8 protein-coding genes are annotated in these 14,478 nt (G+C 51.8%); 3 read left to right on the plus strand and 5 right to left on the minus strand.

What is annotated here, in order from left to right; translation table 11 throughout:
- Nucleotides 1-99 precede the first annotated feature (99 nt).
- The gene (locus JIN87_RS12330) at nt 100-1,485 is read left to right on the plus strand and encodes an alpha-L-fucosidase (RefSeq protein WP_200355870.1); all 1,386 of its coding nucleotides are present in this window, start codon (nt 100-102) and stop codon (nt 1,483-1,485) included.
- A 218-nt stretch (nt 1,486-1,703) separates the two neighbouring features.
- Here the strand turns inward: JIN87_RS12330 and JIN87_RS12335 are convergent, their stop codons facing one another.
- The 3 genes from JIN87_RS12335 to JIN87_RS12345 form a co-directional block, all read right to left on the minus strand.
- Entirely contained in the window at nt 1,704-3,548 is a 1,845-nt protein-coding gene (locus tag JIN87_RS12335; protein WP_200355871.1) for an endo-1,4-beta-xylanase, read from the minus strand.
- A gap of 10 nt (nt 3,549-3,558) precedes the next feature.
- The gene (locus JIN87_RS12340; RefSeq protein WP_200355872.1) at nt 3,559-5,229 is read right to left on the minus strand and encodes a serine hydrolase; all 1,671 of its coding nucleotides are present in this window, start codon (nt 5,227-5,229) and stop codon (nt 3,559-3,561) included.
- 269 nt (nt 5,230-5,498) lie between these two features.
- Entirely contained in the window at nt 5,499-8,009 is a 2,511-nt protein-coding gene (locus tag JIN87_RS12345) for a glycosyl hydrolase 2 galactose-binding domain-containing protein (RefSeq protein WP_200355873.1), read from the minus strand.
- Between the two features lie 71 nt (nt 8,010-8,080).
- Here JIN87_RS12345 and JIN87_RS12350 point away from each other — a divergent pair, with 71 nt between their 5' ends.
- Complete coding sequence (locus tag JIN87_RS12350; protein ID WP_200355874.1) at nt 8,081-8,926, plus strand: helix-turn-helix domain-containing protein; 846 nt, start codon at nt 8,081-8,083, stop codon at nt 8,924-8,926.
- Nucleotides 8,927-9,022: 96 nt separating this feature from the next.
- Here the strand turns inward: JIN87_RS12350 and JIN87_RS12355 are convergent, their stop codons facing one another.
- A complete protein-coding gene (locus JIN87_RS12355) occupies nt 9,023-11,206 on the minus strand; it encodes a glycoside hydrolase family 9 protein (RefSeq protein WP_200355875.1) in 2,184 nt (727 codons plus the stop codon).
- Nucleotides 11,207-11,508: 302 nt separating this feature from the next.
- On the opposite strand from JIN87_RS12355, the gene JIN87_RS12360 reads away from it, so the two are divergent.
- Nucleotides 11,509-12,897, plus strand: coding sequence for a sulfatase family protein (locus JIN87_RS12360; RefSeq protein WP_200355876.1), 1,389 nt, complete (start codon nt 11,509-11,511; stop codon nt 12,895-12,897).
- A 25-nt stretch (nt 12,898-12,922) separates the two neighbouring features.
- On the opposite strand, the gene JIN87_RS12365 is transcribed toward JIN87_RS12360, so the two are convergent.
- Nucleotides 12,923-14,428: a sulfatase family protein gene (locus JIN87_RS12365; protein ID WP_234033375.1), complete on the minus strand. Its 1,506-nt coding sequence runs from the start codon at nt 14,426-14,428 to the stop codon at nt 12,923-12,925.
- Nucleotides 14,429-14,478: the final 50 nt, after the last annotated feature.

The following is a 14,478-nucleotide window of genomic DNA, read 5'->3' on the forward strand; positions in this document are numbered from 1 at the left end:
ACGTATTTCAGGTAGCCAATCTCGCAAGAGATTGGTCGGACGAAAACTCCTCAACTTAATCCTGCGTCGCCAAGGGGTGACACAGGCAGGATACCTCATATGAAAACCACAGCACAATTTTGCATCGATCCGAATGCCCTCACCCCTAGCACACAACGACTCGGCGGTGGCGGAGAGGCGTATCCAAATCTTAAAACAAACGAAAAATCACTCCAAGCGTGGCAAGCGCTGCGCTTCGGGCTATTCATACATTGGGGACCAGTTAGCCTACGCGGAACTGAAATTAGCTGGTCACGCGGCACAGACACTCCGAGCGGCCCCGAGGACATGGGACTCTTTGGCAACCAAGTAGAACTCGAGGACTATGACTCCCTGTACAAGGAGTTCAACCCTGCCCTATACAATCCCTACGAATGGGTTGACGCCGCCAAACAAGCTGGCGTGAAGTACTTGATACTGACGGCCAGACACCACGACGGTTTCAGCCTCTGGGATACCAAGTACTCCGACTACAACATAACGGCCTCACCTTACCGTCACGACATAGTGGGACCGCTTGCCGACGCCTGCAAAGAGGCGAAGATCAAATTCGGTATCTACTACTCGATCTGTGATTGGTATCATCCCGACTATCCCCTTCGCCCCATCGAAGGTCAGTACAGCTATCAAGAGTTTCGCAAACTCGACGCTGAAACCGAAGCGTCGATGAAACGCTACAATCTGTTTCTTCGAGATCAGCTGCGTGAGCTCATCGAACGTTACGATCCTTTTCTGTTTTGGTTCGATGGCGACTGGGAGTGGCCTTGGACCCATGAAATGGGCATGGATCTCTATGCCTACTTGAGAAAATTGAAACCTGATATTCTCATCAACAATCGAGTTGATCGAGGTCGCCAAGGGCTCCAAGGTATGAACGCGGATGATCGCTTTGCCGGTGACTTCGGCACGCCCGAGCAACAAATCGGTCATTTTGACGCCATCAACCCATGGGAATCCTGTATCACCATCGCCGAGCAATGGGCCTGGAAACCGAACGACACGTTGAAATCTACGAATGAGTGTATCCAAACATTGGTGCAAACAGTTGGCGGTGACGGCAATTTGCTCTTCAATGTCGGCCCCATGTTAGACGGTCGAATCGAACAACGTCAAATCGCTCGCCTCAAAGAGATGGGGGACTGGTTGCAAATAAACGGCGAGGCAGTCTATGGAACTCGAGGAGGCCCCTATCTCCCCAATCACCTTTTTGTATCCACCTTTCGGGGTAACCTAATTTATCTACATTTCCTTGAAAGCCCGAGGAGCTCAGTCTCGCTACAAGAGATTGAAGGAAATGCGCTTTCCCGCTGCTACTATCTGGATAGCGAAGAAGAGATTGAATCGAACTCCGACCTCGATGGCATTCGCCTTACCTTCGCCGAACCTCCCCCCACAAATCCGGTGACTGTGGTCGTTCTAGAATTCGAACGAGAGATTTCACAATAAAGGGAAGGAACTTCCTTACAGTTTAGGATATCCTGTCCGCTCCAAAGGCTTTCTTTTGGTTCATCAACAAGCGCAGAGGATGAGAACCCAACCGTTGGAGTTCCGCCTTTAGGCGGCAACCCTAAGCAACGGAAACCGAAGAGCCCGCTGAAGCGGGAACTCCAACAGTTTCGCCTTAAACAGGTATCCACTGCTTTTGACTATGATCCTTTCTTTCCCTACTTTTTGCCAAGCGGCATCGCTAGAGAACGAAACCCATTTTCTTCTTCAGCCTCAAACTCGACCTGAATCTCGATCTCCTCCCCTTTCCATTCAACAAGCAGTCGATAGTCTCCATAGAACGCGTCGAGTTGAATAGTACCCGCCTCGCTCGCGATCAGCTCTTCCTGAGTATTCCAGCTTTCGAAGAGCAATTCGCGTTGGGCGAGACCATTTGCTTTGTAGCTGCCATCTTCGCCCACAATCGCTCCGAGGGGTCTCCACATCTCAGGCTCAAAGTACCCCCACCGGGTTAGACCAACCGTCGAGGGGTGAGCAAAAATCGCTGTGTAGAAATCAGTATCGTAGCGAGCCTGCCCTTCTTCGTCTCGGGTTGTAAGATCGTACTCTGTCACCCGTATCGGCAAGTCATATACAGAAAAACGATCCAAAACCTCCCAAATCCGCTCCGGCTCCGTAACCGCTTCTGTGAAGTGCCCTTGCATCCCGATCCCATCAATCGGAGCTCCCATATCGAGCAAGGTTTGAATCGTATCAAAGTAGTGATCCTGAGCCGCTGCATTGGAAGCACCATCGCTAAGGATCGTATTCTCGTTGATGTACAAGATCGCTTCAGGGTCGAGCTCTCGCACCTTGTGAAACCACTCAACGACTCCTTTTAGACCAACAATGCCTGTCACCTCCGTTAATTGACGTAATTCGTTTGTGACGTCGTATTCGCGTATTCCGTACGCTTTCATGATCGGCACAATTTCCTCGAAGTGCTGTATGATTCTCGCCTGAAATGCTTCCGGATCACCTGACAAATCCCTCAACTCCTGCGGAGCAAACTTCCAGCCAGGATACAGCAGAACATGACCGCGAGTGGGAATCCCCTGTTCTTGAAGCCAAGCAGCCATTTGCTTGTACTCCTCTCGTTTAACCGGATCTGCCCATCCCCAATCAGCCCAATAGATGGGCGCGGTTGCATGGTTGAAATTGTCTTTCAACCACTGTCGGTAGCGATCGCCCCCCTCGCCCTCTTCCAAAAGCAATGTGCTGAAGAAAGTTCCGAACTCGTAAGCGTGATTCACTTGCTCGATGCGGACATTCGCACCGGAAAGCGGTTTACCTGCAAGATCGACAAGTTTGAATCGCATTTGCCCCTTTCGGTGCTGCTCGATCATCTGCTGAGCTGTCTCCCGCCATGGAGCATCCAAAGCCATCCCGGCATAGGAGATCTTGCTGCCTGGCAAACGGTCAGGATCCACTTGATCATTGAGTTGAATCATGGAAACCCCAGCGATATCGATACTTTGAATACCATTGGCCAAGTGAAGACTCAGCTTCACGCTACCAGCCTCGTAATCGTCTTCGACTTGTCCGGCTCCTATGAATCGACGCCATTCACCCACAGCAGTCCCGCCTAGAGAGGCGATTCCAACCCAGCTCGGATTCGTTCGCTCGATATACCCCGTTAGCAAGGAAGAGTCACTGTAGTGACTCGCTCGAGCCCAAAAACTCGCCAGTACCCAATCGCCCTTTTGAAGGGATCCAGGATTCGAATCGGAATGGACGAGAACGTCCCAGGCATTGCTCGACTCCTGCAAAACCTGGATTCGAACAAATTTCCCCAAATTACCTTCAGCATCCTCAATCCACTCGTGACTCTGCATCTGAGAGGATCCAGACACTGACAGAGTAGATTCATCGCTCACTTCGAAAAAGGGTGTGGCTTCAAACTCAGATGGAATCTCATCGAGTAGATCCTTCAAGTAGACCGGAGTATCAGGATACACGCTGCTCGTCCCGGCAAGTCCGACGCAGAGAGTGAGCAAGGACAGTCTTATTCGCAAATTCAACATAACGAGTCCCTCAATCAATTATCGCCTTACTTAGCTCGCGGAAAAACGCGTTATAAACGAAGCGCTTCCCTTCCTCGGGATTCCCGTCTTCTCCCATTCGAACAACCACCATGTCCCACTCAGGTACCACAAAACACATGTTATTGTGGAGCCCGCTCATGTAGTAGGTGCCTTCAGGGGTGTCTGGCATATCATCGCCCTCACCACGAACCCACCAATTGTATCCATAGCGCCCTGCCCCAACAACATTAGACCGGTCCGTATCAGCAGTTGGTATTTCCGAAGCGACTTGCGATCGACTCGCCTCGCGAACCCACCAAGTCGGCACCAGTTGCTTCCCTTTCCATCGTCCTTCATTGAGGAACAAATGTCCCATTCGGGCTAGTTGCTGAGCGTTCATTGAAATGCCTGTGCACCCATTGCGAATGATTGGCCCGTCCTTCAAACGCGTATCGGACCACCAATCCCAATCACCAAAACCGATCTCCTCTCCAACCTTCCGATTGAAGTAAGACGCCAAATCCTCGTCTGCGATTCGTGTCAAAACGCGACCAAACATCATCATCGCTTCATCCCAATAGGCATACGCTTCTCCTGGAGAAAATAATGGCTCCGCTGGCTTGTAAGGGGTGTGACTCCAATCCTCGCTAGCGTCTCCCCAGCGACTCTTCCCGCGGGCACTGTAACCAGAAGTCATACTCGCAAAATGCTTCAACTCAATCTCTCCATACGCTGCACCGAGCAAGGGTTCGAACTCAGCCGCCAATGTATCCAATCGGCACTTTCCATCCTCGATCAACAGTCCTAGAATTGTACTGGTGAAGGATTTGGTGGACGAATAGATATTGTGCGCCTTGGTGATCGAATCCCCTTCGAAGAGCACCCGCCCATTCCGAATAACCATCGTCTGGGACAATCCGTCCTTTCCGCAGTAGGATTCCAATACAGCTAAAGCAGATGCCAAGGCCGCGTTATCTACGCCCTGCTCTCTAGGCGACACCTTTTTCCACGTTTCATCAGGAAACACCATGGAACGCTGGCTAAGGTCATGCTCAAGAAGCCAGGCATAGAGCTCTTTATTCAAATAGGTTTGCGTCCAAGCATCGTGATCAACTCCTGGATACGTCGTGAGTCGCACGTTGCCACCCTCGGCTTCGATCGCTTTCACCATGCGAAGACTCTCGTCAACAGGAATCACAGGATCCGCTTCGCCGTGAAAAACCCAAATCGGCAGATCCCCAAGCCAACCGGCATAGGGAGCGGGGGCGGCACCACAAACGACTGCCATCGCCGCAAACCGCTCTGAGTTTTCCGCCGCTAAACGCCAGGCGCCGTAAGCACCTCTGGACATTCCCGTCAGGTAGACCTTATCAGTATCGACTCGATACCGGTCCTCAACGAAATCAAGCAACTGAACCAAGTCGTCCTCTTTCCAGAACCCGCGTGAATCGGGATTTTGTGGGGCAACCAACAAAAACGGAAGATCCTCCCCCGCTTCTCGCAACGCAGGCGGGCCATGCCGTTTAACACTTTCCAAGTTGCGGCCGGACTCCCCGCCTCCGTGCAAGAAGAGCAGCACTGGCCAGGACTGATCACTTTCTGAGTACCCCTCAGGCAGATACACCAAACTATCGAAAGGTACATCTGACTCGCCGCGTTCGACCAAATGCGACTCAGCCATTACAAAAACGGGGATGCAAAGGATTAGGCCAAAGGCAAAAACAGGGGATAAGGGACATCGGGAAATCATAAAGACGCACGGGGAAAGCTGTCACTACCTTCTTTGGACGCCGAAGTCAGCAATTAACCACATATCGCCATAAACCGGTCAAGAGGGTGCACATGAAACCTTCTTCTTGTGATGTAGGGTCGGTGCTTGCCGCCGTACCGCGTCGGTTTGATCCAGGCTCTGCGGTACGGCGACAAGCGCCGACCCTACAAGAAATGGGGTTAGCCTAATTGTTCACTAGCCCCAAAGTAACGAACACTCGGAGTCTCGTCCCCCTCCCACTCAATCGAATACGGCTGGTTCGGTAGGAGATCGAAAAAGTTGTCTTGGAGTAAAGTCTCGCCGTCCAGGTCTATACACACTCCAAGTACGAGTACCGGAGATGTGAAAGTTAGTTTTCCTTCCTTCAGTTTCACATCGATTTGGGCACTCTCCAATTCGAGTTCCTTGAGTTTCGGGAGTAGCAAGCGGTTCCGGGCGATGAGTGAACCATCGTCTTTATCGCTCAATACAGCAAACCCGACTTCTCGCTTACTCTCTTTGTAGGAAGGCTTGCTCATGATGGCTAAACGCGTCGACGCGTTCGGTTCTAGCGTGACCGAAATTGTTTTGTCCAGGATGTAGGATCCTGATGTAGTGGATTTACCATGACGCAGGTTCGCGACGATCGTTTCGTCAGTGTCGTTCACGCCATAAACTACAATCTGATCATCTTCCTCACTTAAAATAACATGAACGGGCGCGAAGGAGCGTTTTACAGCCCAGAACGCCGGCGTTCGGCGAAGATGATAGTCAACGATCGTCCAGCTACGCGTAGCCGGCCAGCAGTCATTATACATCCAAAAACAAGCGGCAGAGGAGTCGAACGCCCGACGTCGGAAGTTTTCAATAAAGGCGCTCATCGCTTCTCCGTGCAAAAAGCCTCCTAGGTACGTGTAATCTTCGACTCCGAGCGAACGAATCTCGATACCCGTGTGATCCTCAAATCCGGAGTTCGGCAGGCTGGGATTGTGCCAAGAGTCGACCGAGTTGTCGTGATGACGCCATGCGAAATCCATGATCCGTCCTTCCTCAGATTTCGGGAAACAGTCCCGCATCGTCTTCAGAGAGTTCGGACCGAGGTACCCTCCCTCGGTCATCATACGACACTCGAGTTCGCGGAATCTCCGGTAGTCGCTGTGCTCAAGCGAAACCGTCCAGTTGTGCTGATCACCCATATCATCGCGAGCTGGAGATTGGCGATCTGGAGAAAACGGAGAGCTCGGCTGATAGTAGCGGGTCGGATCTTCTTCCTGCAAAATCCGTGGAAGGGTCAGATGGAAAAAAGCGTAGTCCGGATAGATCGTACCTTGGTCATACCCCCAGTGCCAATTGCCGCATTCCATTTCATTATTCCCACACCAAACTGCCAAACTAGGATGCTCGGCTAGGCGACGAATCTGAAAGCGGGCTTCATTCTTCGCATTGGTAAATAGCTCCTCGTCATTAAGCGGATACTTAGCACATGCGTAGGCAAAGTCTTGCCAAACAACGATACCGTGCTGGTCGCAAAGCTCGTAGAATCGGTCGCTCTCATAAAGCCCGCCTCCCCAAACGCGGATGAAGTTGAAGTTCGCTTCGAGGGCACGATCGATGAGAACCTCGTAACGCTCGTCATCAATGCGAGCAATCAACATATCAGCTGGCACCCAGTTCGCTCCCTTCAAAAAGAGCGGGCGGTGGTTTACTTTGAGAATACAGTACTTTCCTGATTCGGGATGATCGCCCTGAAAAAACTCAACGTGGCGAAACCCAATTCTCTTTTGAACCTTCTCAAGAAGACCCTGATTGTCCGATTTTATGGATACATCCAATCCGTAGAGCTTTTGCTCACCTGCTCCTCGGGGATGCCAGAGATCGAAATCCCGCGCCGACAGCTTCACCTCTACAACCTGTTCTCCAGGCGCGACTTCGAGTGTAATCTCACGCTCGACCTTTAATTCGGGGACTGATGCGAAGATCGTAATAGACTCGCTGGCATCAGTTAGATTTTCCAGATGCCCACGAATCGTGATCTCGGCATCCGTGAGACTTTCTGCGACTTGGACGAGGGGAACGATCTGATCTACTCGCACCTTTTGCTCAGTGATTTCCAAGCTCACATCTCCCGAGATACCCACATTGCCGAGCCGCGCCGTCCAATCCCATCCGAACTGATAGGCCGGTTTCCGCAACCAATGCGACTTATGCAGACGTTTCGAAAACGCATAACGGTTCTGGTTTCCGAGACTACCGGCTTCCTTATCTCCCGCTTCGATGATGCCCGACTCGATGATAACCGTGATCCAGTTTTTGCCATCGCGGAGCTTTGAAGCGACATCGAAACAACAGGGAATAAACGCATTCTGATGCGAGCCAACGAACTCCCCATTGAGGTAGACTTTCGCATTGAGATCTAGGGTCTTGAACCGCAGCCACGCACAGGCTCCGTCCGGAACTTCTGCGAGATCAAATTCTCGACGGTACGCCCAAATCGATTCCTCTACCCAACGAGCGCTGAGCGAGTTGACGCCCGAAACGGGATCTTCAATCAGCTCCGCCTTCATCAGGTCGAGGTGAACACAGCCAGGGACCTGAGCATCGAAGTAGCGATCCTCTTCGATCTCTGCCTCTAGGGCATACTCGGGGCGCCCTCGTTCGCCATCACTCTGCCCCAGTTTCCAACGTCCATTAAGATCAATAATTTTGCTCACAGTGTTATTATAGAGCTAAATTTCCTCAATTCCGGTCTCGTGATAGCCAAAACCTGCACTATTTTAACATCATGCGTGGCTTTCGTGAATATGTGGACCTGGATGTAGGCCGTAGCTTCAGCATCGAACTCAGCGAGGTAAGCCAAGTCGACTATGGCTTACACCATCACCCACAATGGGAGTTCACTGCCTTCCGTGGTGCGAATGGGATCCGCGGGGTTGGCGACAGCGTGGAGGAATTTCGTGATGGCGATATGGCCTTGGTACCAGCAAATGTCCCCCACTTTTGGAATATCCCGCTCCAACCGAAACCAGCGGAAAAGGTAGGCCTCAACATCATCAAGTTCTCTCCCGAACCCTGGCGCGCTACACTCGAACTGCCAGAGATGCGACCGGTCGCAAACTTCCTTGCCAAGTGTACCGGAGGATACCGATTCACTCCCCACGATCCTTCTTACGTATTCACTCAGCTGGAGCGGATGCGAACCGCTAACTCAGCCGAGGCCATCGGTTTGCTTTGGGCTCTGTTCGGATACTTGGCTCAAGACGGGGAGCCCCTTCCGCTATCGAACACCATCTCAGGATCTGTCGAACTGGGCAACGAGCGTCTCAAGCGGGTTTTGGATCACTTGAACTCGAATTTCCAAAAACCGATCAGTCTAGAATCAGTGGCTCGCGTTGCGAATCTAAGCCCTATCGCATTCAGCCGTTACTTTAGTCAGACGATGGGACGTCCGCTTTCTCGATATCTCAACGAGCTGCGTCTTTCATGGGCCTGCAACCAACTACTGGATACAGACCATACAGTATTATCGATTTCCCTCGAAGCCGGCTACACCAGCCTCACCAACTTCAACCGGCGCTTCCGCGAAATCAAAGAAATGACACCCCGCGAATACCGGAAGCGCTTCCGGTGAGTCCCGTAGCGCTGTGCTTTAGCCAGCGTCCACAATGCAAGATCCGTCCACATGCGGCCGCGGGCTAAAGCACCGCGCTACTCAATTAAATCCTCCTCAGTCCTTGCTCAACCAATACAGATAGCTGTAGAGCACATGTTTACCGCGCATCGTCTGGCGAGGAGTAAACTCTCCGTTAGTCCATGAGTAGCGACAATTGAAGAACGACTCCTGCTCTGGCCAGCCGCCCTCTTCCCACTCAGGGTAGCCGCGCTCGGTGAACCATTGCGGCATGCTTCCACGCCAAGTCGTTCCCCAAGGATCGAGGTTGTTGTACGGTGTATGTCCTGGATGCATGCCGGGCACCCCGTCATTGCCCCCTGATGTGTAGCAATTTACAATGTGCCGGCTCCCCAAGCCCGTCATCTCGACAGTGTTGCTCGGATTACGACCGAGTCCCCAATCCGCCTCTAGGATCATCGCCTTCTCGAATCGTTCCTTCTCGGAACGACGCTTGCTAAAATGGTGGGCAATCGCCACCAACTGAAGCTCATGCTTCGTACGCCAGTAGTTGTTATTTGAAGACCGACGAGACGGGCGTTCATTCATGAAGCGCACATTATTCTCTAGGGCCTGTTTCCGGACGGAAGCCTTCATGTTCTTTGCGAGCTCCGGGTAATGCTGTTTGTGTGGTGTGAGCAAGTACGCTGCCGTTCCCCAAGTTTGAACCCACTCCCGGCTGCGTTCCTCAATGTCCGCGACGCCATCCTTCACAACACTGTCCGCAGCCATCAGATCCTCCCACTCGCGATCACCCGTCACGTTGTAGAGAAAGGCTGCCGCCATCATACGAAAGTCCCGCCCACGCATGAAGGCATCACCTATGTCCTGCTTCTCATCGAGTTGCAGATCATCCTGCTTCGACGCGAAACGAAACGCGGTGATCGCTTCTTCCAAATAATGCGCCTTCAAATTTTCATCCCCCGCCAAACGAAAAGCTTCCGCAAGGATCGCAGAATTCGCAGAATTCGCCCAGGCCGCCATGGTCGTTGCTCCGGCTTGGAACATTACAGTCTTCTCCTTCGAAGGATTCGTAAGGCCTTGGGCGTAGGCTTCCCCGACACGCAGGCTCAAGAACATGTCCACTTCATTTCGAGCCTCATCGATCAAGTCAGGGATTCCATTTCCACTTTCCGCAATTCCCAAATCGTCATCACTTAAACCGCCGTCACTTAGCAGAAACGGGAGAAGCATGTCATAGATATTGGATACATGGGCTAGGTGCCGATCCCAATCAAGAGCATCGGAATGTCCTCCAATTGCATTATCGTTAGTCGGGTTTCCAGGCAAACGGCGTTCCCAGAACATCGACTCCACTGCTGGCTTGAAATGGGGCTCGTCCCAAGTATCCCCCTTGCGAGCTTTCCACGCTTCATCGAAAGGATCGAAATCAGTGAGATAAATCGTAAAGCCGGCAGGATCCTCACCTGGAATGAACCGAGGTTGCCTTGGTGGAGGATTGTTTGCGTGGACCGCCTCTCCCAAGCGCATGTAATAGTATCCCATCGTCGAATACGAATACGGTTCTTTCCAGATATCCTCTGAAATCTCGAACTCCGGACTGGCTCCAACCCCGTCTACAACCAAGCGGTAACGCCCGGGGCGACTGTGATCCGAAAAGTCCACCGTCCAAACGGGCGAGCCCGTCAAGTTTCGTCCTCCGGCATCCTTATCTGATTCCTCTTTCCAAAACTCTACCTTCCCGACCGGGAAGCGTTTCTCCGACACCACATCAAATAACCAGGCCTCGTTTCCTTCGCAACCAGAGTAATCGCGTGGACCACCATCGCCGAGCCACAAATAAAGATCCGCAGATTTGATCGGAGAATCTGGCGTGTACCCAATCAAGTTCACATGCACAGCCTCAGACTGCGAACGATCGAGATCATAAACAAACTCAACGGCTTCCTGCTCACTTCCAAGAGTGTCAGCTACCTCGATTCGAAACCCATCCCCATTTTCCATCTTTTTGGGCAGCTTCAAAAACAGCCAATGATCCAGCTTGTAGTTCCAAGCATGGTCAGAGTTGAATACCTTAGACTTCCGATGGACCGCTAAGGGTTGAACCGCTTCGCCATCTCCACCGCTTGGATACAGTTTCCAATTTTCGGGGCGAACAGCTTCTGCCACGTTCAGTTCTTCACCGTAAGCCTCGATCCAATCATCTCCCTCCGCAAAAGCGTGCCCCTTGAAGGCGCTCTCACCCGTACCGTCATCCTTGAAGTGCACTTTACCATCCATAAAGTGTACCATTAGAATTTCTTCATCGACCGGTTGAACTTCAACCAACCTTGAAGCATCCGCCATAACGCACAGAGCAAGAGGCAGTACCCCAAAGCTTATCTTCAACTTTTCGACTCTTAGGAAACTCAAACGAGACATGCCAAACACTATAGCAAATTCCCCCTTCATTTTCCTGCCCATAATTGACCTAAATATGTGCATCTTTGACATGCGATGATCGCCGCAGCTTGCAGCTCATTAGCAACAGAGTTGATTCACTGGACTCAACTTGCTTAAGCAGCCTAATTTCTTGATTCACAATGACCTCCATCCTCACACTCGCAACGACCTTGGCTGTCCTGCTTTCTCTCAGCATCTCGGCCTACCCAAATTCAGACCAACCAAACATAGTCATCTTCTTCCTCGACGACGCGGGCTACGGAGATTTTGCCCCATTCAACTCCGATCTCGATTACCCCACTCCAAATGTCGACCGACTCGCCGCCGAAGGCTGCCTATTTAAAAATTTCTATGTCCCACAGGCCGTTTGCTCCGCCTCGCGAGCAGCTCTTCTCACAGGACTCTACCCGGGTCGAACCGGTGTCTTCGGAGCTCATGCCCCTCGAGGTCGTGGCCTCGAACCGGAATTCAAGATTCTCCCCGAGCTTCTCAAACCAGCAGGGTACGCTACCGCTTGGATCGGCAAGTGGCATCTTGGCGATCAAGAAGACACTCGACCTCATGTGCGCGGATTCGATTACACTAGCGGACTCATGTACTCCAACGACATGTGGAAGCACCATCCCGACAATCCCGAGTTCTGGGGCAAGTATCCCATATGGTATTGGAAAAACGGCGACATTGTCGATGAGGAGGTAGACGCTGAAGACCAGAAGCAGCTCACCAAACGCTATACCGAAGAAGCGGTGCAATTCATCGAGAAAAACTCTGAGCACCCCTTCTTCCTCTACCTCGCCCACAGTATGCCGCACGTCCCACTTTTCTGTAGCCCGGAATTCGAAGGCAAGTCCGGAGCCGGACCCTACGGTGACGTTACGATGGAACTCGATTGGTCATTGGGGCAGATAGAGCAAGCTCTCGAAGCGGCGGGTGTCGCCGACAACACCATCGTCATCTTCACATCTGACAACGGTCCCTGGCTCCTCTACGGAGAACACAGTGGCCAAACGCCCTTCCGCGAAGGCAAACGCACCAGTTTCGAAGGGGGCACTCGTTCAGCTACAGTCATAAAATACCCTGGGCAAATCGAAGCTGGCTCAACTTCAGAAGCAGCTTTTTGCTCCATCGATCTAGCCCCCACCCTGCTTGAACTTTGCGGAGTCGAGATCCAACCCAAGCAATTTGATGGCAAAAATGTTTGGCCGCTCATTTCTAACGCAGACGATGCAAAAAATCCACATTCCTACTACGCATTCACGGTCGTGAAAAACCTCGAATCGATCATGAGCAGCGATGGGGCATGGAAAATCCACCTCCCTCACAAATACCACACTCTCTCAGAGGGCGGTAAGGGTGGTATGCCGGGTAAGAGTTACAATACCCGCCAAAGGGCCGCACTCTACAATCTCGTTCAGGATCCAAAAGAAACTACCAACCTCATCGATCGTTATCCAGAAATCGCCGCTCAACTCGAGAAGTATGCGGACGAGCACTTTCGAAAGTTTCCCAAACTCGCGGCTCCTGAGTGAGCTGCCCTAAGCGAATAAACTCTTTCTAGTTTCGAGGAACTGTTGGGAGCTTGGACTCAATGATGCTCATGTATTCAGAGAACATCCGTTCCGCGACTTCCTTGAACTCTGGGTTCTTTATCTGGTTCTTCTTTTCACCCGGATCGCTTTCCAAATTGTAGAGTGCCATCGGTTCAAATTTAGTGCGCTTATTGTTGCTCTGAATAATGATCTTCCAAGGAGCTTTGCGTAACATGACCTCCTGCTTCGCACCGGCTTGATTGATCAGGTACTCGCGTCCTTGGAACGTTCCTTTTCCGAGCAGCAACGGCATCAAATTCAGCGAATCCTGGGCCTGCCCCTCGGGGATATCAGTTCCAACGAGTGCTGCAAATGTGGCGACCATATCTTGGTTCACAGCGATTTCGTCCGATACGCCTGGACTAATCTTACCAGGCCATACAGCGATAAAAGGAACTCGATGCCCGCCCTCTAAAGGGGAACTCTTGCTTCCGTTCCATCCACCGCTTGGATCGTATCCAAGTTTCTGAGCCTCTGGATCACGGAGCCCACCATTGTCCGAAGTAAGAACAAAAAGCGTATTTTCGAACTCACCATTCGCCTTCAGAGCATCGACAATTCGCTTCACCTCCAGGTCGAGTTGCACCACCATATCCAAGTGATCCGTCGGCGTGCTCCCTGCTATCTTCACTCCATCAAACTCAGCTGGCGGACAATGAGGGATGTGCACCGTTGGAGAACAATAGTAGAGGAAGAACGGATCCTTCTGGTTCGCATTTCTATCGATGAATTCGACCGCCTTAGAGGTTAAGATGTCTCCGAGTTCACGGGCATCCCAGTTCGAGTCTCCCATGCCATCACCCTTGCTAGTCAGGTCTTTCGGATTCTTGATAGAGTTGTCGTCCAGGTAGATGATCTCGGAATCCTTAGCCCAAGGATACCACTCTTGGTTTTCGTAAAGGATATACATCGGCCCCTGGATTCCACAGTGGGCGGTAAAATCGTAGTCGAAACCACAATACTTCGGTCCGCCATCGATCATGCGAGTGAGATCGACCTTACCCGTCAGGTTGCCATTCTTCTTTCCGCGATAGATCTCCTTGGTATCCGGAATGTAGAAGTCTCCGCCCAAATGCCACTTACCAACAAAACCGGTCGTGTATCCAGCATCCTGAACAACAGAGCCAAGAGTCACCTCTCCCTCCTTAAACGCAGTCTGACCAAAAGAACTCCAAACCCCAGCAGGAGCGTAGGAGCGATAGTTGTTGTTTCCGCTCATCACAGCATAGCGCGTCGGGGCGCAAAGCGCAGTCGCTGAATGGCCATCCGTGAACCACATTCCTTGCTTCGCTAAGGCGTCTACATTCGGAGTCTCGACCAACGGTTTCTTTCCCTGAAACTCACGAACATGATGGCTGACGTCTCCGAGACCGAAGTCGTCCGCCATGATGAAGACAATGTTAGGTCGCTCCGCCGCAAAAGCGGTGGATACAATGAGGAGCAACGCTCCAAGAAAAAGGGGTTTCATCATACTTTTCATCAGATCTGTGGGAGCGTGCTTGTCACGCGATCAAAACGTAG

This window comes from Pelagicoccus mobilis, assembly GCF_016595505.1.
GTDB lineage: Bacteria > Verrucomicrobiota > Verrucomicrobiia > Opitutales > Opitutaceae > Pelagicoccus > Pelagicoccus mobilis.

Coding starts and splice junctions, on each gene's coding strand:
- JIN87_RS12340 (WP_200355872.1), bottom strand. CDS start 5,229: ATGGCTGAGTCGCATTTGGTCGAACGCGGCGAGTCAGATGTACCTTTC.
- JIN87_RS12350 (WP_200355874.1), top strand. CDS start 8,081: ATGCGTGGCTTTCGTGAATATGTGGACCTGGATGTAGGCCGTAGCTTC.
- JIN87_RS12335 (WP_200355871.1), bottom strand. CDS start 3,548: ATGTTGAATTTGCGAATAAGACTGTCCTTGCTCACTCTCTGCGTCGGA.
- JIN87_RS12365 (WP_234033375.1), bottom strand. CDS start 14,428: ATGATGAAACCCCTTTTTCTTGGAGCGTTGCTCCTCATTGTATCCACC.
- JIN87_RS12355 (WP_200355875.1), bottom strand. CDS start 11,206: ATGGATGGTAAAGTGCACTTCAAGGATGACGGTACGGGTGAGAGCGCC.
- JIN87_RS12360 (WP_200355876.1), top strand. CDS start 11,509: ATGACCTCCATCCTCACACTCGCAACGACCTTGGCTGTCCTGCTTTCT.
- JIN87_RS12330 (WP_200355870.1), top strand. CDS start 100: ATGAAAACCACAGCACAATTTTGCATCGATCCGAATGCCCTCACCCCT.